Below are 20270 nucleotides of genomic sequence, written 5' to 3'. Positions count from 1 at the left end.
GCGGCACTCACTCCGGTGCGACGCTGAGCCAGTCGGCGAATCCCGACGGATCGTGCCGGCCCAGGGCCCCGTGCTCGAAGAGTCCCCAGCCGGTGCGGGTGGTGCCGTCGGCCTCACGGCATTCGGCGCGTCCGACGTGATCGATGACCCCGAAGGGCATGCGTCCCATGATGTCGGTGCTGGTCATGTCGTAGGTGAGACGTTCGGTGAAGTCCGCTCCGCGCCAGACGCCGTGGGTCCAGTCGGGGTCGCCGCCGTAGCCTCCGCCCACGTGGATGGGTACGGGGAGCAGCGATTCCACCTCCAGCGTCACGGGCGAGCCGCCTGACCCGGTCGTGGAGATGGTTGCGCCGGTCGGAATCCGGGTGCCCGGCGCGTAGTGGACGGTGACGTTCGGCCAACCCAGCTGCTCGACGCGGCCGTCCTTCCAGACGCGCGAACAGTCGTTGAGGCTTCGATAACCGTCGGGATCCTCCTGGATGATGAAGACGAGCTGAAAGTCGTCGAACGCCATCGGGATGTAGAGCCACCACATGCCCTCGAACGGCGGGTCCGACGGTCGGCCGGCCGGTTCGGGCTCGCCGACCGGCCGGATTCCCCACGAGCGATCGCGGGTGCCGACCCAGGTCGCCGGGTCCACGACGATCTGTTCGCCGTCGACGGTGATCGACCCGCGCCAGGTACCGACCTGTGCGAATCGTTGCGCGTCGAGGGTGACCTTCGCGCCCTGTCGCATCACGTGGGGTTGCTCGAGAAGGGCGTCGAACAGGCCCTCCCAGTGCAGGTCCAGGGCGATGCCCTCGGTCTCGGCGAGGGTCAGGTGCAACGTGCGCAGCGGATCGTCGACGGACAATCGGTAGTCGCCGACGCGCTGCTCGAGCCGGTTGTCGTCGATCGCGTCACCGAGGTGGACCGCGGTCTGGGTGTCGGTTCCGTCGGCCCGGCGTCGTCGGATGAGGACGAACGCGTCCTTCACGCCGAGGTTGGGGTAGTACCCGATGCCGGTGATGAGGAAGATGGTGCCGCTGCGGTCGTGGGCGTTGAGGTAGGCGCGATCGTAGAAGTTGCGGTCGCTGTTACCCGGCCATGCGATCGGTTGCGGCAGTTGGTGAATGGGATACTCGTCCATCGGTCCCAGGCCGGTTCGGCTCATGTGGTCAGTTCTCCTCGAGAAGTCGTTCGAGCAGTGGTCGGTGGTAGAACAGGGTGCCGTCGACGTCGTCGGGGCGTTCGAGTTCGCCGAAGTGCACGCGCCGCGCACCGGTGCGCATGAAGACGCAACACCACTGCACGGCGGCGTGGACGTAGAACCAGCGCAGGTCGCCGAGTTCGACACCGGTCCGTTGCCGGTAGGTGTCGCGGACGTCGCTCTCGCGCAGTAGGTCCGGCAGGCCCGGCAGGCCCGCCATCGTCGCCAGCTCGTGAAAGACACGGTGTGCGAACACCACCCATGCGACGTCGAGTTCGCGCGGGCCGATACGTGCCATCTCCCAGTCGAGGACCGCCGTGGCCGTGAAGTCGGCGAACATCATGTTGCCGATGCGCGAATCACCCCAGGACAGGACGGGTTCGGTGTGCGCGACGTCGTCGGGAAAGTTGTCGGCGAGCCAGGCGAGCGCGCGTTCGACCAGGGGCGAACGGCCGATCCCCTCCACCGAGAAGTCGTACCAGTCCTGCAGCCAGGCGAGCAGACGAGCAAGGGGGGTGTCACCCGCGGGGAGGTCGTCGGCGAGGAAGCCGAACTGCTGCGCCGCGTCGGGGATGGAGTGGAGGTCGGCGATCACGCCGACCGCAGAGTCCTGGGCCCGACGACGATCGGCCTCGGAGGCGTCCCCGAACCAGTTGTCGCCGAACGTGTACGGCATCACGTCGGGCGGGACCTCGCCCTCGCACCGGTCCATCAGGAAGAACGGCGCACCCAGGAGGGCGCCACTCGGTTCGAGGTGGTGTACCGCGGGGACCGGGACGTCGCTGAGCCGGGCGATCAGCCGCATCGTCGCGTACTGATGGTCCATCCGGTAGGAGCGGAACACGGGAACGTCGGCGCTCGACGGCGCCATCCGCATCACCCAGTGCCGGGTGGGTTCGCCGGGCCAGGACACCGACACCGGGATCGTCTCCGACGACATGCCGTTGCTGTCCCCACTCGCGGTGACCGTGACCTCGGGCAGGGCGTCGGGGGTGTCGCTCTGCCCGGCCAGCCAGCGCGCGAGTGTGTCCGGGACCGAGGCGTTGTCCCGGCTGGAACGTTGCAGATGGTCGACCTGCTCGACGGCGGGTTCGGTGGCCATGGGCACCCCCTGTGATCGTTACCGGCACATTCGCTACGGTGAGTAGCGTTATGACAGCAGAACGGTCGCGCGGTTCGCAGCGACTTCGGCAAATCCCCGACTACACGGGGGCCGACGGAGAGCGGGTGGGCCGATGAGCACCGGGACGGGAGAAGCGGTCCCGGGGCGTCCCCGCGACGTCCGGATCGATTCGGCGGTGCTCGACGCCGCTGCGGAACTGGTCGTCGACGTCGGCTATCGGAAACTGACGATGGCTGCGATCGCCGATCGCGCGGGGACGACGAAGACCGCGCTCTACCGCCGCTGGTCGGGCAAAGCCGAGCTTATCCACGATCTCGCGTTCTCCCGGATGGTGCGGCTCCCTCCGTCCAGCGGTGAGGTCGAGGCCGACCTCCGCATCATGGTCGCGGCGGCTCGCGACCTCTTCGCCAGCCCGGTGACCCGTGCCGCGCTGCCCGGCCTGATCTCGGACATGGCTGCCGAACCCGAACTGTCGGCGCGTGTGCACGCAGGCTTCGCGGAGGTGTTCGGTGCATTGCGTGACCGGTTGGTGACCGCCGTCGACCGCGGCGAGGTGCATCCCGATGTGAATCCGGATCGGCTCATCGAGGTCGTCGGTGGAGCGGCGATGTTGCACGCACTGCTGCTCGACGACCGTGAGTTCGACACCGCGTGGGCCGATCAACTCAGCGCGCTGGTCGTGCACGGAGTTCTGCGATGAGATCGGCCCACCCACCTACACTCGTGGGATGACCGCACCGAGCAACACCGACGACGTCGTCGAACAGATCCTGTCCACCTACGACGCGATCACCGTGGTCGGTGCCAGCGCCAATCCGTCGAAGGCCGCCAACGAGGTCCCGGCGTACATGAAGAACCGCGGTTGGCGGATCATCCCGGTGAACCCCACCGCCGACGAGATCGTCGGCGAGAAGGTGTATCGGACCCTCGCCGATGTCCCCGAACAGGTCGGCCTCGTCGACGTCTTCCGCCCCGGGCCCGAATGTGCCGACGTCGCCCGGGCTGCCGTCGCGGCCGGTGCGACCGCACTGTGGCTGCAGCTCGGAATCCGATCGGCGGAGGCGCGGGCGATCGCCGAGGACGCCGGCCTGCTGTATGTCGAGGATCGCTGCCTGATCATCGAGCAGCGCCGCACCGGCATCGTTCCCGGCTGACGGCAGGGCGGCCCCGGTGAACTTCCTGGACGAGCTCACGCACCAACGACTTCCGCTGTTCCTGCTGTTCGCGTCGTTCGTCGTCACGTTCATCGTCACCCGGGTGATCACCCGACTCATCCGGGCCGGTAAGGGCCCCTTCCGTAACAACGTGTCGGACGGCGTGCACGTGCACCACATGGTGCCGGGTCTGATCCTGACGATCGTCGGCGCCTTCCTCTCGGTGGGTGTCAACGGGGCGTCGCCCGGTGCGGAGATCAGTGCGGTGCTGATCGGCGTCGGCGCCTCACTGGTGCTCGACGAGTTCGCGCTGATCCTCCGCCTGCAGGATGTGTATTGGTCACCGGAAGGCCAACTCTCGGTTCAGGTGGTCGCCCTGACGGTTGCCGCCCTGGGGATGGCGGTGCTGGGTTTCAACCCGCTCGACGACGCGAACGTGGAGATCGGCCCCGTCGCTCTGGTGGCCACTGTTCCGATCAACGTCGCCTGCGCGATCCTGTGCGTGCTCAAAGGCAAGTTCTCGACGGCCATCGTCGGCGTCTTCATCCCGGTGTTCGCCTGGTCGGGTGCGATCCGGCTGGCCCGACCGCACTCGGCCTGGGCCCGCCGTCGATACACCCCGGTCAAGACCGCGAGGGCGCGGGCCCGGGCGAAGAGTTTCGACGACCGCTGGGGGCGTTGGGGTCTGAGCATCGGCGACCTCATCGCGGGCAAGCCCACCGACCCCGCGAGCGTGGTGGTCAAGGCGCCGGACGCGACGGCCGCCGACGCGCGGCCGACGCCCCCGGCTTCCTGACCCGGGTGCCCGATTGATGACCTACGAATACTCCTGCGAGTTATTGATGTTCGTGGTCTCGCCTGACCACGCCTACTTCGGTCGGCCCAAGGACGGCCCGGCCGACGAGGTGGAGACCCGCACACCGGAGTCGGTGGACATAATCGCCGACAAGGGAATTCGTGGGGATCGATTCTTCGGCGTCCGCGCCCACACCGAGGCGGCGGTGACGTTTCTCGCGCTCGAGGCATGGATGGCCGCGGCCGGTGACGCCGATCCAGTCCTCGCCCGGCGCAACATCGTGGTGCGCGGCGTGGAACTGGATCCTCTGCGGGGCCGAGAGTTCGAGCTGGACTCAGGGGCGGGGCCGATCCGGTTCCGCGGCGGGCGCCCTGCCCACCCGTGTTCGTGGATGGACACCGTCGCCGGTGACGGCGTGCGCAAGGCTCTGATAGGCCGAGGTGGCCTGCGGGCGCAGCCGCTGACGTCGGGGACCCTCAGTCTCGGTCGTGCGGTCTTGATCAGCGATGTCGAACTCGACGCCACCCACGCCGCAGACCAGGTCCGTCGGGCCCAGCCGTTGTAGCGGGGCAGTGGAGACGGAGGCTTGGGCCTTCACTCTGGAATTGTCAAGAGACGGACGCGGTCCCGGGCTGGCTCGGGTGCGGAAGGTGCTACGCGAATGTGTGGGCGAGCCGAGTGTGGCTGGGCGGAATCTGGGTCAGGCGGCGTCGTCGAGTCGCATGGTCCGTCGGTTGTAGGCGGGTAGTGGTCGGCGTTGTGGGTCGATGGTGGCGGGTGGGACGAGCCAGGGGTGTCGGTCGAAGCCCATCACGACGTCCCAGCCGTGATGGTGGACTTGGGTGTGACAGCGCTGGCACAGCAGGCAACCATTGTCGAGATCGGTGGGACCGCCGTCGGCCCAATGGCGCACATGGTGCACTTGCGTATGCGACGGTGGTGCACCGCATTTGATGCAGCATTGGTCGCGCACGATGACCGCCTTGCGCAGATGTGCCGAAAACAGGCGGTGGGTGTGGCCCATCTGTAGCGGTACACCTTCGCCGTCGAGGATGATCTCGGTCAGCGACCCGTCGCAGGACACCTGTTTCGCGACGGCCTGACTGACCGACCCGGTCCACGGCAGGGTGGCGGGATCGGCGCCGGTGGCGGGGATGGTCACCATGAGTTGCGTACGGGGAGAGCCGACGCTGTCGATGCTCGCGCCGAGTGCGGCTTGGTCGAGGATCAGCTCGAGTGCATCGGCGCGGCGCTGCTCGGCGGCGCGCCGATCCTCGGAGCCGTCGGGTTCGGGTCTCGGGCAGGATCGTTCGTCGATCATCGAGAGGAACTTCTCGCCGACCACTTGGGTGAGGTCGGCGCGGATGTCGACGCGTCCTTCGTCGGTGGTGTGGGCATTGACCGTGTTCAGCGATGGATCGTCGGCGGCCGGGATGCCGGTGTCGGTGGCGTCCGCGATGGTGTTGCCGATGGCGCGGGCGTACTTCTCTACTTCTGCCGGGGTTGCTCCCGACAGTGCCTGGCCGATCAAAGCTGTCTCATGGGTGGCGCGCTCCTCGTCGGAAAGTGCTGTTGGCGAACGCTTGTCGATCTGGATCAGGCCGCGGACGATGGCGTCGGTGACTTCGCTCGACAGGCGTCCGTCGGCGGCGTGACGGGCGAGGGTGGGCAGCGTCGGGAGAGCGTCGACGCTTCGCATGGCGCGTAGTGCCGCGGCGGGTGCGTAGCCCATCTCGATCAACACCTTCTTGGTGGTCCCACCAGCCTTCTGTGCGACTCCGAGTTCGTCGAGTTGCGCTGCATGCGTGACGATCTGGTGGTCAACGATGTTACGAATCAGCCGGACAGTGTCGAGCGCGTCGAATGTCGCTCTGCCCGTGGGGTCGTCGGTGGGCGTGGTGGTCTCGATGAGCTGGTCGAGAAGGGTGGTGAGCTCTGGCATGACTCCACTGTACGGGAACATATGTGTTCGGTTACGAGGTTTCTCCACAACCTGTCCTTGCGGAAACCGGTGCTGTGTGGCCGATTTCGGCGACGGTACGTTTCTCGGCAACAGCAGTGAACTGCAGTCACACCTGTAGCAGATCCGGCTCGGGCGCACCCCCCGATGGCGGTGGACACCGCACACTCGACGCACGATCCACAACAGGCGCAGCACGAGCAATGTCCGGGATATGCCAACCATTCGCTCTGGCGTCGACGGCCACGCCCCTCTGGCGCAGAGACTCTCGGTACCGCGACTGGTCGCACGAAGACCCGCCCGCGCCGGCCACAAGCGAGCGGCAAGGTCAAACGGTGAGCCGCGGCCACACATCAGATGGGCCGGCGCTGAGTCCTACTCTTCCGAACCGCCCGAGCGGCCACCTACGACGACTGGCTGCACCACCAACAATCAACACCGTCCCCACACCGGGATCGGCGGACTCGTCCCGATCGATCGCCTGCGCGTCCACAAGCTCACCGGGTACTACACCTGGCGTTTCTCCAGGGGCTCTCGTCGGCAGAACGAGTGCGGGTCCGGTAGCGGGCTCCCGGGCCACCCGCCCGAGCTCAGGGGTGCAAGGTTCCGCCCCATCCTCAGTCGGCTCCTCCGAACGCATCCGTGGCCACCTCGACGAAACGCGCGGCAGCAGCGGACGGTTTCGAACCCCACAGCAAGCCGAGATGCGCGGTGCCGTCGACGTCGCGGATCGGCACCCCGACCACGCGGTCGTCGGCCGCTGCGATCGACTCGCTCAGGATGCCGACTCCCAGTCCACTGCAGACCAATTCGATGATCGCCTCCGGAGAGGACGCCTCGATCGCGGGCCGGATAGGGCTACCCTCCGACGCTGCCGCGTCGAACACGCTGCGGATTCCCGCGCCGCTCGGGAGACAGATGAGCGACCGTTCGCGGAGCAGGGCGAGGTCGACCGATCGGCCGGGGGCACGATCGTTCGCGGGCACCGCGGCGACGACGCGTTCGGCGATGATCGTCATGGACTCGACCCCCGGCGGCAGGCCACCGCCATACCCGGCCAGGGCGACGTCGAGGCGCCCGTCCTCCACCGACGCGATCAGTTCGGTCGATGGAGACTCGCGCAGGCTCAGTTCGATCTGCGGGTGCGTCGACCGGAAGGTGCCGAGCGCTGCGAACAGGGGCGCGATGGTGCACCCTTCGACCATCCCGACCGAGAGGCTGCCACGAACGAGTCCGGAGACCTCGGCGACGGTACGGGCGACGTCGTCGGCAGCGGCAAGGGCACGGCGGGCCGCGGGGAGAGCTTCCCGGCCGGCGTCGGTCAAGCGCACAGCGCGGCCGGAGCGATCGAAGAGGGCCGCACCGAGTTCCCGTTCCAGGGTGCGGATCTGCGCGCTGATGTTCGGCTGCGTCGTGTGGACGCGCGCTGCTGCCGCGGTGAAGCTGCCTTCCGCGGCGATGGCTGCGAAGTATTCGAGCTGGCGAAGGTCCATAAGTGAAAATGATATCTTCCATACAAACCATCATTTGGACTTATCGGGCGGCTGGGTCGACTCTGGACTCCGAACACATCGAGAGGAGTCGTCATGACCACACACGAAACCGCACGCACGCCCGAGGACCTGACTCGACTGTTCGTCGAGTTCTCCAACGCCGGGGATGCCGACGCCGTCGCCTCGCTCTACGACGAGGACGCAGTGATGGCCTTCCCGCCCGGCGAGGTCACCCGCGGCCGGACCGCGATCCGCGACCTGTGGGCATCGGTTCTCGCGCACCGGCCGACCTTCGTGCCGGAGCCGCCGTTGCCGACATTGATGTTCGGGAACGATCTCGCACTCACATCGACACCGCCCCGCGACGGTGCGGGTGCCCGCGCTCAGGTGGTCGCGCGACGATCCGATGGATCGTGGGTACGCATCATCGACCAGCCGGAGTTCCAGACGCCGGACCACTGAGTCGCCGCGACGCCAGATTTCTGAGTCCGGATTCAGCTCCCGTGCTAGCTTCGCTGTGGTGGCGGTTACCGCCGCCCAGGGCGACGGCGCGAAGGGACGGATCGGCGTGGGAGTACCGGAAGCGGACGATGTCGCCGCGACGATTGCGTCCCGACTCGCCGACCGACGCGGTACCTCACTCTCGGTCGAATCCGCACGACTGCTGCCGGCGGGTGCGAGCCGGGCGACCTACGCCGCCGGCCTCGTCGAGGGTTCCGGACAGGTGGAGCCGATCATCATCCGCGCGGTTCCCGCCGCCACCGACGACGGCGGGTTGCGAGCCGAGGCGCAGGTGCTGCGTGCAGCCGCCGACGCCGGGGTGCCGGTGCCGGAGATCCTCGACGCCGGCTTCGACGAGGACGGCAATGTCCTGGGATTCCCTTATCTGGCAATGACGTTCATCGATGGTGAGTCCATCCCACGCCGAATACTGCGCAACGACTCCCATGTCGGCGCGCGTGCCCGGTTCGTCGCTCAATGCGGTGAGATCCTCGCGCGCATCCATCGGATCGACGTGCGGCAGACGCCCGGTCTCAGCGAACTCGGCGATCCCACCGCCGGGCTCCGGGAGCTGTTCCCACGCGAGTTCGACGCCATGCCGGCCGGACTGGTACTGGCGACCCAGTGGCTCACCGACAACCCTCCCGAACCCTCACCGCGGCAGTGCCTCGTACACGGTGACTTCCGGTTGGGCAACCTTCTGGTCGAACCCGAAGGTATTGCGGCGGTGCTCGATTGGGAGCTGGTCCACCTCGGCGATCCCGTCGAGGACCTCGGTTGGCTGTGCGCGAAGGCGTGGCGGTTCGGGGGGTCGACACCGGTGGCCGGGATGGGCAGCCGAGACGAGCTGCTCGACGCGTACGCCCGGGAGGCGGGTTGGCGTCCCACCGACCGGGCGCTGCGCTGGTGGGAGCTCTACGCCACCGTGAAGTGGGGACTGATCTGTGCGGTCCAGGCCGCCCGCCACCTCGACGGGGTCGAACGGTCGGTGGAACTGGCCGCCATCGGACGCCGAAGTGCCGAGCAGGAATTCGACGCCCTGCTCGACCTCGGGCTCGTGGCACCGGAGGCGGTGCCCGATCCGCTGACCGAGGCGACGGGTGCACGCGCGAGCGAGGATCTCTACGGATCGCCGAGCTCCGTCGAACTACTCGAAGCGCTCGCCGAGTTCCTTCGATCCGACTCGGTACAGGCCGATCTGTCACCACAGGTGCGTTTTCACACGAGGGTGGCCGGCAATGTCGTCGACGTCGTCCGTCGGCAGGTCCTGCTGGGTGCCGCAGATGCAGCCGCGAGTGCGCAACGCCTGAGTGCTCTCGGCATCGCCGATCAACAGGCGCTCTGTGCAGCACTTCGTTCCGGAGAGCTCGACGGGACCGACGAGAAGGTCCGCGACGCCGTCGTCGCCGACGTGCGCGCGCGACTCCTCGTGGCGAACCCCAAGTACTTCGCGGTCCCTCATCCGTGACCGCAGGACATCCGATCCCAACCGAGAGGGGTTCATCGTGGACTTCGCCCTGCCCGAGTCGCTGAGCGACTACCTTGCCGAACTCGACGCCTTCATCGAGGCCGAGATCGTCCCCCTCGAGCAGACCGACGACAACATCCGATTCTTCGACCACCGGCGTGAGGACTCCCGAACCGACTGGGAGCGAGGCGGCCTGCCGAACAAGGAGTGGGAAGCGCTCCTCGGCGAGGCGCGGCGTCGCGCGGATGCGGCAGGCCATTTCCGCTACCCGTTCCCGTCCGAATTCGGTGGCCGGGACGGATCGAACCTGGCGATGGCGATCATCCGCGAGCACCTGGCGTCGAAAGGGCTGGGCCTGCATTGCGATCTGCAGAACGAGCACGCCATCGTCGGCAACAACATCGGTCTGCTCCTCATGCTCGAGTACGGCACCCCGGAGCAGCAGGCGGAATGGGTCGAGGGACTGGCCGCGGGCACGAAGTTCTTCGCCTTCGGCATCACCGAACCCGACCACGGGTCCGATGCCACCTACATGGAGACGACCGCCGTCCGCGACGGCGATGACTGGATCATCAACGGCGAGAAGACGTGGAACACCGGCATCCATGCCGCACACCGCGACATCGTGTTCGCCCGCACCAGCGGTCAACCGGGAGACGCTCGCGGGATCACCGCCTTCCTCGTCGACCCGCAGGACCCCGGGTTCGCCGTCGAGGAGTACCTGTGGACGTTCAACATGCCGACCGACCATGCGCACATCTCGCTGCGGGATGTCCGGGTGCCGAATTCCGCGGTGTTCGGGGCGGAGGGAGCCGGTCTGCAGGTCGTGCAGCACTTCTTCAACGAGAACCGCATCCGTCAGGCGGCGTCGAGTCTCGGGGCGGCCCAATACTGCGTCGATCGCGCCGTGGCGTACGCCAACGAACGCGCGCCCTTCGGCAAGAAACTGTCGACGAATCAGGCGATCCAGTTCCCGCTCGTCGACCTGCACACCCGGTGCGCGATGATCCGGGCCCTGATCCGCGAAACCGCCTGGAAGATGGACACCTACGGACCGTTCGCCGCGTCTGCGGAGGTCTCGATGTGCAACTACCAGGCGAACCGGCTGTGCTGCGATGCCGCCGATCAGGCGATGCAGGTGTTCGGCGGACGCGGCTACTCGCGGCACGAGCCGTTCGAGCACATCTACCGGCATCATCGTCGCTACCGGATCACCGAGGGCGCCGATGAGATCCAGATGCGACGCGTCGCCGGATACCTGTTCGGTTTCATGTCGGGAAAGGCACCCAAGGGAGTGCAGTCGTCCTGAGTAGGCTGACCACATGATCGCGGTCATCATCATCGTGGCCACCGTGGTGGTCGCACTGTTCATCCTCGGCGGCGCCGCCTGGTTCGCCTACGACTCGGACAAACGCGTACGCACCTTCGCGCGGTCCACCGACCTGATTCCCGGCCGACCGGGACGGGCACCCGAGAGCTGGGCCACCGACAACACGCGAGAAGCGCTGTTGCACCGTCGAATTCGATACGCCATCGCCGACGTCCATGCGAACCCGGCGATCCCGCACGACGACGAACTCGTCGCGGCACGCAATCGCCTCGACGACGCGGTCTTCGAACTCGACGATCGGCTGATCGCGTCGGCGGACCTCGGCGAAGACGAATCGACCGAGGCGCTCGATCACGCCGAGTCGGCCATCAAGGACCTCGAGAAGCTACCCAAGAAACTGTGGGAGGCGCCTCGCGAGGAACAACTCGCCGACATCGACCGTGTCGCGCGGGTGTTGGCACGCGGCTGACCGCTCGGAGCAGTTCAGATCACCGTCGGGCGGGGCGGTGGGTCCGGCTGCGGTGGTGCGGGCTGTGGGTCGGGAGCCGGCGGCGGGGTCGGCACGGGGATCGGCGGTTCCGGCGGCGGCTCGGGGATGGGCTCGGGTGCGGGAACGGGCTCCGGCGGTGGCGGGGGCGGCGGGACCGGTTGACTCATGTCCGGACTCCTCTCGACGCGAACGTCTGGTTCGTCGGCTTTGTCTCGTGATGCCTCCACCGACGCTACGCCCGTGGCGAGACGCCGGCCACCGAGCCGTGATCAGGAGTCGGCCAATTCCAGCAGCTTCCGGACGGTCCGCAGATTGCGTCCCGTGCCCTGCACACCCAGACCGCGCGCGATCACCGGTGCGGTCAGCGTCGAACGCCCCGCCCCGTCGGCATAGCGGATGTGCAGATCGGATCCGATGACCCGGACGACGTCCTGGCCGAAGTCCTTGCGCTCGAACGCGGCCACCTTGTCGGGCGCCGGTCGGCCGGTCAGGAAGTAGACGTAGGAATACTTGTCGTCGGCGATCTCGAACGGATGCGCGTCGAGCGCGGCGCGGACCTGCCCGGGCGTGCGGCTGATGACCTCCCGGAACCATCCGTAGCGATCCTCCATCGCGGTTTCGAGAGCGCGGTCAAACTGCTCTGGTGCGGCCGGTGGTGTGCAGAGCAGGTTGCCCGACGCGATGTAGGTCGAGACGTCTTCGGCACCGAGGTCGGTTGCGATCTGGCGCAATTCGGCCATCGGGAGTTTCGCCCCGCCGACATTGACCGCGCGGATCAACACGATGCGGCGGCTCACAGACGGACCTTCGACAGGTCGGTCCGAACCAGCATCACGTTGTAGTCGTCCCACCGCGAGACGACGAAGTACAGGTTCTTGCCCGACGATCGAGGGTGGATGTAGGGGGTGTACAGACCGCTGGACTGCTTGGGGGTGATGAGCACTCGCTCTCCGCTCCACGGGCCCACCGGCGACGGCGACGTGCGCAGCATGATCGTCCCTGCACGCTCGGTCAGCATCACGAACCGGCCGAGGAAGGCGTTGTAGGCCACGGAGATCTCGCTGACCGGGCCGGCGACGACCGGCGCGGCGTCGGCCGGATTCGGCGACCACGCGGTGCCACCGCGAAAGTACTGGTATCGGCTGAGGTTCAGTATGTCGGCCGGACGGAAGCGGGCCACATGGGCTGAACCGGAACGTCCGTTGGGCGTTCCGTATTGGTAGATGTACTCCCCGCTCCGCAGGAAGGCGCCCATCTGGAACCGATCATGGCCCCTCGTCACCTGGGGAACGCCCGGGATCGTCAGGTCGGTGTTCCAACGCAGCGTGTTGTTGTCGACCGTCCAGGTCTGACCGTTGTTGTGCGACACAGCGATTCCCGAGTAGTTCGTGCTCCACCGGCCGGGCCCCAGCCACCGGTGGATCGACATGAAACCGACGAACTGCGTGCCGTTGATCGAGATACCGCCGGTGGGGATCCGACCGACTTCGATGTTGCGCACCCCGACGGCGTTGAACATGGGTTGCGCCCACGTCGGATGCGCCGGCGTCACCGGCGCGCCCGAACGGACCGACCCGGGCACGGCGTTCGGGAATCGGATGCCCTTGGCCAGGTCGGAGTTCGCGTCACTGCGCAGCATCGTGTTGTGTTTCCAGGCCATCTGTCCCGCGCACCTGCCCCACGTGTCACCGAAGGCCATCAGGATCTGACCGGATCCGTTGTCCCACGGCACACCGACGTCGGTGGCGGTGATGCCGAAACGGGTGTCGGTGCGTGCGGGACTTCGCGGGCCGGTCACCCAGGAGACGGCCTTGGTGGCGCCGGTCAATGTCGGGAGCGGACCCTGAGGCTTCTTTCCGTCCGCCCGGTAGCTGCCGAAGTCGAGACTGCCCCACCCGAGCTCACTGGACCCGGAACTGCCGGTGCTGCCGACATCGCCCCCGGTGACGCCGGTGGCGTTGCAGACCGCGGCTCTCGCCGGAACAGACACGGTGGTCAACAGGCCGCCCGCGAGGGCGACAGCGGCAACGGTCGCGATGATGCGGCGGGCCGGACGCATGGACGTACCCCCAGAAGAAACGACAAGTGGTGTCAGTGTTGCAGAAGTGGCGGCTCGGAGCGGCGTCGATGCCGAACCGACGCCGGTGCGTGACCCTTCGCCGGAAGTGGGGCAACGAACGACGGGATACAGCGCACAGTCGACGGATATCGATGCACAGTCGACGGGGGCGGATCAGCGGCGAGTGGCCACGGCGAACGTTCGGCGGAACGGCAGGACCGTGCCCCACTCGCGGCGCGGGTAGGCCTCGGCGAAACGTTTCTTGAGGTCGGTGACGAACTGCTTCCGGAGGTCGCCGGTAAGTGCCTGGAGGTACGGACGCGCACCGGTTCCCGACATCCAGTCGAACACCGGGTCCTGGCCGTCGAGCACGTGAAAGTAGGTCGTCTCCCACGCGTTGACGTGGTGACCGCGCTCGGCGAAGAAGTCGAGATACATCTCGGCGTCGAGCCGGGGGAGCGCCCGGAGGTCGCCGAAGGCCCCGACGTACGGCTCGGTCGAGGCGAGCTCGGCGAGCGCCGCGTGGGTCGGCGAGTCGGTGTTGTTCGGCACCTGCAGGGCGAAGGCGCCGCCATCGGTCAGGTGACCGAGCAGACCGTCGATGACGTCGAGGTGGTCGGGCACCCACTGGAACATCGCGTTGGAGAGCATCAGGTCGACCGGCCGGTGGGGCGTCCACTGCGAGACGTCGACGGCGTCGTAGTTGGCGTGCGGGTCGGTGTTGTCCCGGATGGCCCGGTCGACCATCTCCGCCGAGTCGTCGATGCCCAGGATCTCGGCCGCGGGCCAGAGCGCACGCAGGTGCTTGGTCAGGTGGCCCGGTCCGCACCCCAGGTCGACCACCGACAGCGGGTTGGTCGGGATCTGCGCGATGAGGTCGAGAAACGGCCGCGCGCGATCGTCGGCGAATTGTAGATAGCGTGTCGGGTCCCACACAGCCATGAGTCCACCCTAGCGGTGAGTCTGCTGCCGGGCATCGCAGCTGCCGTAGGCTTCCGTGCGTGACAGCTTCCGCGAACCCGACAACCGACGACTCCTCCGCAGACCCGGAATCGGGCTCGGCCGTCGTCGAGATCTCGACCGACGGTGCCTGCCTGGGGAACCCGGGCCCGGGCGGATGGGGCGCGGTGCTCCGATACAAGGGCACCGAGAAGCGGATCTCCGGGTCGGAACCCGACACGACGAACAACAAGATGGAACTCACCGCCGCCATCGAGGGTCTCGCGGCGCTGACCAGGCCGTCGACCGTCATCATCTACACCGACTCGACCTACGTCCGCAACGGGATCATGAAGTGGGTCAACGGCTGGCAGGCCAACGGATGGAAGACGAAGGATCGCAAGCCGGTCAAGAACGCGGATCTGTGGCGTCGTCTGGTCGAGGAGGAGAAACGGCATCAGGTGGAGTGGCGCTGGGTGAAGGGGCACGCCGGCGACCACTTCAACGAGATCGCCGACGAACTGGCGACCACCGCGGCCCGATCGGTCTCCCGATGACCCCGGTGGCCGTCGCCCTCGAACCCGTCCGCGACGAGCACCTGGTCGCGGCGATCGAGGGCGCGGGCGGACAGATCGTCGGCCTCGACGACGCCCGGGTGCTGGTGTGGATCGGGCCGCCCGCGGACTTCCCGCAACTGCCCGACACCGTCGAATGGGTGGCCCTCAAGACCGCGGGCATCGAGGATTTCGTGGCCGCCGACATCCTCGACGACCGCCGGCTCTGGACCAACGCGTCGGGCTTCTATGCCGAGAACGTCGCCGAGCACGCGCTGGCGCTGCTCCTCGCAGGACTCCGGCAGATCAACACCGCCGTCCTCCGGCACTGGGACAAGGAACGGATCGACACCGCGGTCCGGTCGCTGCACGGCGCCACCGTCGCCATCGTCGGTGCCGGCGGGATCGGTGCCTCCCTCGCCCCACGTCTCCGGGCGTGCGGTGCCCGCGTCGTCGCGGTGAACCGATCGGGCCGCGACGTGCCCGGTGCGCACGAGATCCGACGGTCCGACGAGTTGGACGAGCTGTGGGGAACCATCGACCACGTGGTGCTGGCGGCGCCGGCGACGCCCGAGACCCGGCACATGATCAACGCCGAGAGCCTCGCGGCGCTGCCCGACCATGCGTGGGTGGTCAACATCGCGCGCGGCCCGCTCGTCGACGAGGAAGCTCTGTACCGGGCGCTGGCCGACGGCCAGATCGCGGGCGCGGCCCTCGACGTGACCGATCCGGAACCGCCCGCCGACGACCATCCGCTCTGGTCCCTGCCGAACGTGATCATCACCCCGCATGTCGCCAACCCGGCGTCGGGACTGACGCGCGAGCTCGCACCGTGGGTCGCCGAGAACCTCCGCAGGTTCGCCGCGGGCGAGGAACTGCTCTCCGTGGTGTCCGCCGGCCGCGACTACTGAGATCACGACCTGCTGTTTTCGGCCGATTCCTAGAACACGTTCTCGTTTTCGGTCCCGGCGTGGCATGGTCGACGGGTGATTCTCGACAGATTCCGGATAGACGACCAGGTGGCCATCGTGACCGGCGCGAGCCGGGGCCTCGGGGCGGCGATCGCGGTCGCCTTCGCCGAGGCCGGCGGCGACGTGGTGATCGCGGCCCGCAGTGAATCCGACCTCGAGCAGGTCGCCGAACGGGTCCGCGCGGCGGGCCGACGCGCGCGCACCGTCGCCGTGGACCTCGGCGACCCCGATGCGGCGGCGGCGCTCGCGCAGACCGCGGTCGACGAGTTCGGGCGGCTCGACACCGTGGTGAACAACGTCGGCGGGGCGATGCCCCGGCCTCTGTTCGACACCAGCCCCAAGCACCTGCGGGATGCCTTCGACTTCAATGTCGGTAACGCGCACGCATTGGTCGTCGCCGGTTCCAAGCAGATCCTTGAGACCAGCGGCCGGGGTTCGATCATCAACATCACGTCGGCGGTGGGCCGCCTGCCCGGACGTGCCTACGCCGCCTACGGCACCGCGAAAGCTGCTCTCGCGCATTACACGCGCATCGCGGCGATGGATCTGAATCCGAAGATCCGGGTCAACGGCATCGCACCGGGCGCCATCCTGACATCGGCGCTGGAGATCGTCGCGGGCGACGACGGAATGCGTACCGCAGTCGAGACATCGACTCCGCTGCACCGACTCGGCGACCCGGAGGACATCGCCGCGGCCGCCCTCTACCTGGCGTCCCCGGCCGGCGCGTACGTCACCGGCAAGATCCTCGAGGTCGACGGCGGGATCATCTCGCCGAACCTGGACCTGCCGATCCCGGACCTCTGATCACTCCGAGCCGCGCTCGAGGGCGCCGGCGATCTGCCGTTCGAGCTGCGCCGCGGCCACCTGCGGAACGTCGATGATGCCCTCGAGTTCGGCCAGGGCCTTCTTGTAGGCCGCCTGCCGCTCTGCGGGTGTGGCCGCGGAGTCGGCGGCCACGCCGATCAGCTTGCGTGCCCGGTCCAGGGCTTCGCGTTCGACGGGTGAGAAGTCGGTTTGCCTGCGCCGCCGGGACTCTCGTTCGGCTGCGTCGAATGCCGCGGCGTATTCGCCCACGGCGTCGCGGTACTCGGCGAAGTCTGCCGGGGACATCGAATCGGGCAGTGGCCCCTGGGCGCCCGGCTCGGGTCGCAGATCGTCGGCGCGGACCCGGGCGCGGTGGAACGCGAGGGTCAGCGGTTCACGCATGTCGGTCATCATCGGGTACTCGATGAGCGTCGCGAGATCGAGCTCGTAACCGAACCACTTCTCGTTCAGCGAGTCGTGCTGGCGAAGGGTCCGGCGCAGCTGGTCGGCCGACGTCGTCGTGAGTTTGAGCTGCTCGGTCTGCGCGTTCGCCTTGATCCGGGCGAGCTCGATCTTGTCCTTGCGCCGCTTCTCGTTGTACTTCCCGATCGACCCCGCCCACCCGCCGACGACAGCGCCGATGGGGAAGATCAGCCACCAGTTGTCCGTCGCGAAGCTGACGATCTCGTTCACGGCTCAACTGTACCGAGACGAGGCCCGGCTGATTAGGGTGAACGCATGGCCGACCCCGATGCGCCGAAGCTCGCCGTGGACACGATCGAGGCATGGCGAGAGTGGTTGCGGGACAACCACGACTCATCCGGCGGCGTGTGGCTGGTGTTCTGGCGCAAGGGATCGGGCCGGGAACCGATCGACTACGACGAGTGCGTTCGCGAGGCGCTGTGCTGGGGCTGGATCGACGGCCACACCCGCGTCATCGACGACCGCCGCCGCGGCATGTGGTTCACCCGGCGCGGACGCAACAGCGGATGGTCGGCGTCGAACAAGGCGCGTGTCGCCGACCTCGCGGCCGCCGGTCGGATTCAGCCCGCGGGACAAGCCGTGATCGACGACGCCCAGGCCCGCGGTCTCTGGACGATGTTCGACGACGCCGAGGCGCTGATCGAGTCCCCGGAGCTCGCCGCTGCACTCGACGCCAACCCGGTTGCGCGCGCCAACTGGGACGCCTTCCCGCCGAGCGTGCGGAAGTTCGGGCTGTCGCAGCTGGCTCTCGCGAAACGACCCGAGACCAAGACCAAGCGCGTCGCCGCCCTCGTCGAGCGGGCGGGGCGCAACGAGCGACCCTGACGCCCGTGTCGTCGGGGCGCGGTGTCGGAGACTGTCGGGTATGTCGTAGTCTCGTCGCATCGAGATCCCTGGGAAGCCGGTTCGACTCCGGCGCGGTCCCGCCACTGTGAACTCGGCGCGTCGATGACCTCGACGCACTGACTCAGCCAGATACCAGCCTCGATGCTGCTTGTCACGCCACGAGGATGGACCGACGACACATGTTGATCGATGGTGCCCGCAGGGCGCCGGTACTGCCGCGCACGCACAGACGCACGAGACGACGCCGTCCCGTGGTCGTCGTTGTCGTCGTGCTCGGGTTGGGTCTGGCCGCTGCGTTTCTCGCCCTGTGCTCGGGCGCTGAAGTGCTGCCCGTGTCCACGGTCGTCGACGTGATCGCCTCACGGTTCGGTGGGCCTGCCGTCACGCGTACCCAGCTTGCGATCGTCTGGGACATCCGGATGCCGCGAATCCTGCTCGGGCTGGTGGTCGGCGCGGGTCTTGCCGTTGCGGGGGTGCTGGTCCAGACCCTGGTCCGCAATGCGCTGGCCGACCCGCACCTTCTCGGCGTCTCGTCTGGTGCGGCAGTCGGGGCGACATCGGTGATCACCACCGGGTTCCTTGCCGGCTTCGGGTTGTGGTCGCTGAGCCTCGGAGCAATGGCAGGCGCACTGGGAGCCGCGCTGCTCGTCTTCGCGATCACCATGAGCCAGGGTGGTATCACTCCGCTCCGGCTGGTGCTCACCGGAACCGTTGCCGCATCGGCGCTGTCCGCCATCGCCAGCTTCCTCGTGCTGCGCACCAACGATTCGCAGGCCGCTCAATCGGTCCTGTTCTGGCTGCTCGGCAGTCTTGCCGGCGCATCGTGGGGCAAGCTGCTGCTGCCGGTCTCGGTCGTCGTGACCTGCACCGCGATCGCTTTCGCACTCCATGGGTGGCTCGACGCCCTCTCGGCCGGACCCGATGTCGCCGCCGCGGTGGGCGTTCGCGTCCCGTTGCTACGAAACCTGTTGTTCGCGCTCCTCGCGGTGATGGTCGGCACGATGGTCGCGGTGTCGGGGGCCATCGCGTTCGTGGGATTGGTGATCCCCCACATCGCACGCATTCTCGTCGGCTCCCGGCACCGTTGGGTCCTGCCCACCTCAGCCCTGATCGGCGCGGTCTTCCTGGTTCTCGTCGACGTCGTCGCCCGGATTGCGTTGCGGCCGGTCGAGATCCCGCTCAGCGTGGTCACCGGAGTCATCGGTGCGCCGCTGTTCTTGTTCATCCTCGGCCGGCGCCGCTACCAGTTCGGTGCCGCCGCATGAGTCGCACACCGGTCGGGATCGCAGCGTCCGGGGTCGAGGTGTGGATCGACGATCACCCGGTGTTGCAGGACATTTCACTCGACGTGCGGGCAGGTGACATCGTCGGCCTCGTCGGTCCCAACGGGTCCGGCAAGTCGACTTTGCTGAGGTCGGTCGTCGGGTTGCTCGGACCGCGGCGTGGCACGGTCACCGTCGACGGCCGGGCAACCGAATCGATGAGCGTCCGGGACCGGGCCAAGCAGATCGCCTTCGTGCCGCAGGAAGTGGACCTACCCGCCGACATGCTGGTGCACGAGTACGTCTCGTTGGGGCGGCTTCCTTACGCACCGCCGTGGAGTATGGGTCGCACCGATGACCGCGCCGCGGTGGAAGCAGCTCTGCGATCGGTCGGGATGATCGAGCACCGGGACGCCGCCGTCGACCACCTCTCCGGTGGTGAACGACGCCGCGTCGCCCTGGCCAGAGGACTCGCCCAGGATTGTGGCGTACTCGTTCTCGACGAACCGACCAATCACCTCGACATCCGGCACCAGCTGGACCTGCTGGGGCTCGTGCGAACGTTGGGAACCACGGTCCTCGTGTCGCTTCACGACCTCGATCTGGCTGCTCGCCACTGCGATTCGGTGTACGTGCTGAACGACGGCAGAATCCGCGCGCACGGCGACGCCGCCACCGCGCTCGATCCCGCAGTCGTCGCCGAGGTCTTCGGGGTCTCCGCCCACCGCGTTCTCAACAGCGACACAGGCCGAACGCATCTCGTATTCGAGTCGACCCCGGGCGCGTCGCTGGATACGCCGCTGCCGCTGCGCGATCCCGGTCACGACCACCTGCCCGCCAACTGA

General features: G+C 67.8%; 23 protein-coding genes and 1 riboswitch. Of the genes, 14 read left to right on the top strand and 9 right to left on the bottom strand.

Annotation, left to right across the window (positions count from 1 at the left end; all coding sequences use genetic code 11):
* Window positions 1–7: 7 nt before the first annotated feature.
* Both ABIC25_RS14330 and ABIC25_RS14325 read right to left on the bottom strand, forming a co-directional pair.
* On the bottom strand, window positions 8–1153 hold the full coding sequence (locus tag ABIC25_RS14330; protein ID WP_064569691.1) for an Rv3169 family protein: 1146 nt from the start codon (window positions 1151–1153) through the stop codon (window positions 8–10).
* Window positions 1154–1157: 4 nt separating this feature from the next.
* Entirely contained in the window at window positions 1158–2291 is a 1134-nt protein-coding gene (locus ABIC25_RS14325) for a phosphotransferase family protein (protein ID WP_004020430.1), read from the bottom strand.
* A gap of 133 nt (window positions 2292–2424) precedes the next feature.
* Between ABIC25_RS14325 and ABIC25_RS14320 the strand changes: the two genes are divergently transcribed.
* Genes ABIC25_RS14320 through ABIC25_RS14305 form a run of 4 tightly spaced genes read left to right on the top strand, consistent with a single transcriptional unit; the run spans window position 2425 to window position 4827 of the window.
* Window positions 2425–3012 carry a TetR/AcrR family transcriptional regulator gene (locus tag ABIC25_RS14320; protein ID WP_354561975.1) on the top strand — a complete coding sequence of 196 codons (588 nt, stop codon included), beginning with the start codon at window positions 2425–2427 and terminating at the stop codon, window positions 3010–3012.
* 28 nt (window positions 3013–3040) lie between these two features.
* Window positions 3041–3466: a CoA-binding protein gene (locus ABIC25_RS14315; RefSeq protein WP_101819979.1), complete on the top strand. Its 426-nt coding sequence runs from the start codon at window positions 3041–3043 to the stop codon at window positions 3464–3466.
* A 16-nt stretch (window positions 3467–3482) separates the two neighbouring features.
* Window positions 3483–4262: a hypothetical protein gene (locus tag ABIC25_RS14310; RefSeq protein ID WP_354561973.1), complete on the top strand. Its 780-nt coding sequence runs from the start codon at window positions 3483–3485 to the stop codon at window positions 4260–4262.
* A gap of 16 nt (window positions 4263–4278) precedes the next feature.
* On the top strand, window positions 4279–4827 hold the full coding sequence (locus ABIC25_RS14305) for a molybdenum cofactor biosysynthesis protein (RefSeq protein ID WP_354561972.1): 549 nt from the start codon (window positions 4279–4281) through the stop codon (window positions 4825–4827).
* 135 nt (window positions 4828–4962) lie between these two features.
* Here ABIC25_RS14305 and ABIC25_RS14300 read toward each other — a convergent pair whose 3' ends face one another.
* Both ABIC25_RS14300 and ABIC25_RS14290 read right to left on the bottom strand, forming a co-directional pair.
* The gene (locus ABIC25_RS14300; protein WP_354561971.1) at window positions 4963–6225 is read right to left on the bottom strand and encodes an HNH endonuclease signature motif containing protein; all 1263 of its coding nucleotides are present in this window, start codon (window positions 6223–6225) and stop codon (window positions 4963–4965) included.
* 614 nt (window positions 6226–6839) lie between these two features.
* Window positions 6840–7715: a LysR family transcriptional regulator gene (locus ABIC25_RS14290; protein ID WP_354561970.1), complete on the bottom strand. Its 876-nt coding sequence runs from the start codon at window positions 7713–7715 to the stop codon at window positions 6840–6842.
* A 93-nt stretch (window positions 7716–7808) separates the two neighbouring features.
* Here ABIC25_RS14290 and ABIC25_RS14285 point away from each other — a divergent pair, with 93 nt between their 5' ends.
* From ABIC25_RS14285 to ABIC25_RS14270, 4 genes are all read left to right on the top strand, one after another.
* A complete protein-coding gene (locus tag ABIC25_RS14285) occupies window positions 7809–8177 on the top strand; it encodes a YybH family protein (RefSeq protein ID WP_064570537.1) in 369 nt (122 codons plus the stop codon).
* A gap of 106 nt (window positions 8178–8283) precedes the next feature.
* Window positions 8284–9684 (top strand): phosphotransferase family protein, encoded by a 1401-nt coding sequence (locus ABIC25_RS14280; protein ID WP_354562038.1) that lies wholly within the window; start codon window positions 8284–8286, stop codon window positions 9682–9684.
* Window positions 9685–9721: 37 nt separating this feature from the next.
* Window positions 9722–10993, top strand: coding sequence for an acyl-CoA dehydrogenase family protein (locus ABIC25_RS14275; RefSeq protein WP_004020420.1), 1272 nt, complete (start codon window positions 9722–9724; stop codon window positions 10991–10993).
* Window positions 10994–11006: 13 nt separating this feature from the next.
* The gene (locus tag ABIC25_RS14270; protein WP_004020419.1) at window positions 11007–11483 is read left to right on the top strand and encodes a hypothetical protein; all 477 of its coding nucleotides are present in this window, start codon (window positions 11007–11009) and stop codon (window positions 11481–11483) included.
* A gap of 14 nt (window positions 11484–11497) precedes the next feature.
* Here ABIC25_RS14270 and ABIC25_RS14265 read toward each other — a convergent pair whose 3' ends face one another.
* From ABIC25_RS14265 to ABIC25_RS14250, 4 genes are all read right to left on the bottom strand, one after another.
* Window positions 11498–11671: a hypothetical protein gene (locus ABIC25_RS14265; protein WP_156036616.1), complete on the bottom strand. Its 174-nt coding sequence runs from the start codon at window positions 11669–11671 to the stop codon at window positions 11498–11500.
* A 102-nt stretch (window positions 11672–11773) separates the two neighbouring features.
* Window positions 11774–12301, bottom strand: coding sequence for a DUF1697 domain-containing protein (locus ABIC25_RS14260; RefSeq protein ID WP_354561969.1), 528 nt, complete (start codon window positions 12299–12301; stop codon window positions 11774–11776).
* Window positions 12298–13563: a glycoside hydrolase family 183 protein gene (locus tag ABIC25_RS14255; protein WP_354561968.1), complete on the bottom strand. Its 1266-nt coding sequence runs from the start codon at window positions 13561–13563 to the stop codon at window positions 12298–12300. Before ABIC25_RS14255 ends, ABIC25_RS14260 begins: the two co-directional genes overlap by 4 nt.
* Before the next feature lie 174 nt (window positions 13564–13737).
* Window positions 13738–14505, bottom strand: a complete 768-nt coding sequence (locus ABIC25_RS14250; protein WP_354561967.1) for a methyltransferase domain-containing protein — start codon at window positions 14503–14505, stop codon at window positions 13738–13740.
* A 59-nt stretch (window positions 14506–14564) separates the two neighbouring features.
* On the opposite strand from ABIC25_RS14250, the gene rnhA reads away from it, so the two are divergent.
* The 3 genes from rnhA (at window position 14565) to ABIC25_RS14235 (ending at window position 16834) form a co-directional block, all read left to right on the top strand.
* Window positions 14565–15059, top strand: coding sequence for a ribonuclease HI (gene rnhA / locus ABIC25_RS14245; RefSeq protein ID WP_101819989.1), 495 nt, complete (start codon window positions 14565–14567; stop codon window positions 15057–15059).
* Entirely contained in the window at window positions 15056–15967 is a 912-nt protein-coding gene (locus tag ABIC25_RS14240) for a D-isomer specific 2-hydroxyacid dehydrogenase family protein (RefSeq protein ID WP_004020414.1), read from the top strand. Before rnhA ends, ABIC25_RS14240 begins: the two co-directional genes overlap by 4 nt.
* Window positions 15968–16042: 75 nt before the next feature.
* Window positions 16043–16834, top strand: coding sequence for an SDR family oxidoreductase (locus tag ABIC25_RS14235; RefSeq protein ID WP_354561965.1), 792 nt, complete (start codon window positions 16043–16045; stop codon window positions 16832–16834).
* On the opposite strand, the gene ABIC25_RS14230 is transcribed toward ABIC25_RS14235, so the two are convergent.
* Window positions 16835–17527: a hypothetical protein gene (locus tag ABIC25_RS14230; protein ID WP_354561964.1), complete on the bottom strand. Its 693-nt coding sequence runs from the start codon at window positions 17525–17527 to the stop codon at window positions 16835–16837.
* A 45-nt stretch (window positions 17528–17572) separates the two neighbouring features.
* Here ABIC25_RS14230 and ABIC25_RS14225 point away from each other — a divergent pair, with 45 nt between their 5' ends.
* The 3 genes from ABIC25_RS14225 (at window position 17573) to ABIC25_RS14215 (ending at window position 20270) form a co-directional block, all read left to right on the top strand.
* Entirely contained in the window at window positions 17573–18142 is a 570-nt protein-coding gene (locus ABIC25_RS14225) for a YdeI/OmpD-associated family protein (protein WP_354561963.1), read from the top strand.
* 45 nt (window positions 18143–18187) lie between these two features.
* A riboswitch (cobalamin riboswitch) is annotated at window positions 18188–18318 on the top strand.
* Between the two features lie 24 nt (window positions 18319–18342).
* Window positions 18343–19428, top strand: a complete 1086-nt coding sequence (locus ABIC25_RS14220; RefSeq protein ID WP_435529077.1) for a FecCD family ABC transporter permease — start codon at window positions 18343–18345, stop codon at window positions 19426–19428.
* Window positions 19425–20270 carry an ABC transporter ATP-binding protein gene (locus tag ABIC25_RS14215; protein ID WP_354561961.1) on the top strand — a complete coding sequence of 282 codons (846 nt, stop codon included), beginning with the start codon at window positions 19425–19427 and terminating at the stop codon, window positions 20268–20270. The genes ABIC25_RS14220 and ABIC25_RS14215 overlap by 4 nt, the downstream gene beginning before the upstream one ends.

The sequence above is a fragment of the Gordonia sp. PvP123 genome (assembly GCF_040547295.1).
Lineage (GTDB): Bacteria > Actinomycetota > Actinomycetes > Mycobacteriales > Mycobacteriaceae > Gordonia > Gordonia terrae.
The sequence above is the reverse complement of the archived record's forward strand: the minus strand, read 5'-3'. Positions and strand labels throughout refer to the sequence as shown.

Bases quoted from the DNA above. Each gene is read 5' to 3' on its own strand.
- ABIC25_RS14330 (WP_064569691.1), bottom strand. From the start codon at position 1,153: ATGAGCCGAACCGGCCTGGGACCGATGGACGAGTATCCCATTCACCAA.
- ABIC25_RS14325 (WP_004020430.1), bottom strand. From the start codon at position 2,291: ATGGCCACCGAACCCGCCGTCGAGCAGGTCGACCATCTGCAACGTTCC.
- ABIC25_RS14320 (WP_354561975.1), top strand. From the start codon at position 2,425: ATGAGCACCGGGACGGGAGAAGCGGTCCCGGGGCGTCCCCGCGACGTC.
- ABIC25_RS14315 (WP_101819979.1), top strand. From the start codon at position 3,041: ATGACCGCACCGAGCAACACCGACGACGTCGTCGAACAGATCCTGTCC.
- ABIC25_RS14305 (WP_354561972.1), top strand. From the start codon at position 4,279: ATGACCTACGAATACTCCTGCGAGTTATTGATGTTCGTGGTCTCGCCT.
- ABIC25_RS14300 (WP_354561971.1), bottom strand. From the start codon at position 6,225: ATGTTCCCGTACAGTGGAGTCATGCCAGAGCTCACCACCCTTCTCGAC.
- ABIC25_RS14290 (WP_354561970.1), bottom strand. From the start codon at position 7,715: ATGGACCTTCGCCAGCTCGAATACTTCGCAGCCATCGCCGCGGAAGGC.
- ABIC25_RS14285 (WP_064570537.1), top strand. From the start codon at position 7,809: ATGACCACACACGAAACCGCACGCACGCCCGAGGACCTGACTCGACTG.
- ABIC25_RS14270 (WP_004020419.1), top strand. From the start codon at position 11,007: ATGATCGCGGTCATCATCATCGTGGCCACCGTGGTGGTCGCACTGTTC.
- ABIC25_RS14265 (WP_156036616.1), bottom strand. From the start codon at position 11,671: ATGAGTCAACCGGTCCCGCCGCCCCCGCCACCGCCGGAGCCCGTTCCC.
- ABIC25_RS14255 (WP_354561968.1), bottom strand. From the start codon at position 13,563: ATGCGTCCGGCCCGCCGCATCATCGCGACCGTTGCCGCTGTCGCCCTC.
- ABIC25_RS14250 (WP_354561967.1), bottom strand. From the start codon at position 14,505: ATGGCTGTGTGGGACCCGACACGCTATCTACAATTCGCCGACGATCGC.
- ABIC25_RS14240 (WP_004020414.1), top strand. From the start codon at position 15,056: ATGACCCCGGTGGCCGTCGCCCTCGAACCCGTCCGCGACGAGCACCTG.
- ABIC25_RS14225 (WP_354561963.1), top strand. From the start codon at position 17,573: ATGGCCGACCCCGATGCGCCGAAGCTCGCCGTGGACACGATCGAGGCA.
- ABIC25_RS14220 (WP_435529077.1), top strand. From the start codon at position 18,343: ATGTTGATCGATGGTGCCCGCAGGGCGCCGGTACTGCCGCGCACGCAC.
- ABIC25_RS14215 (WP_354561961.1), top strand. From the start codon at position 19,425: ATGAGTCGCACACCGGTCGGGATCGCAGCGTCCGGGGTCGAGGTGTGG.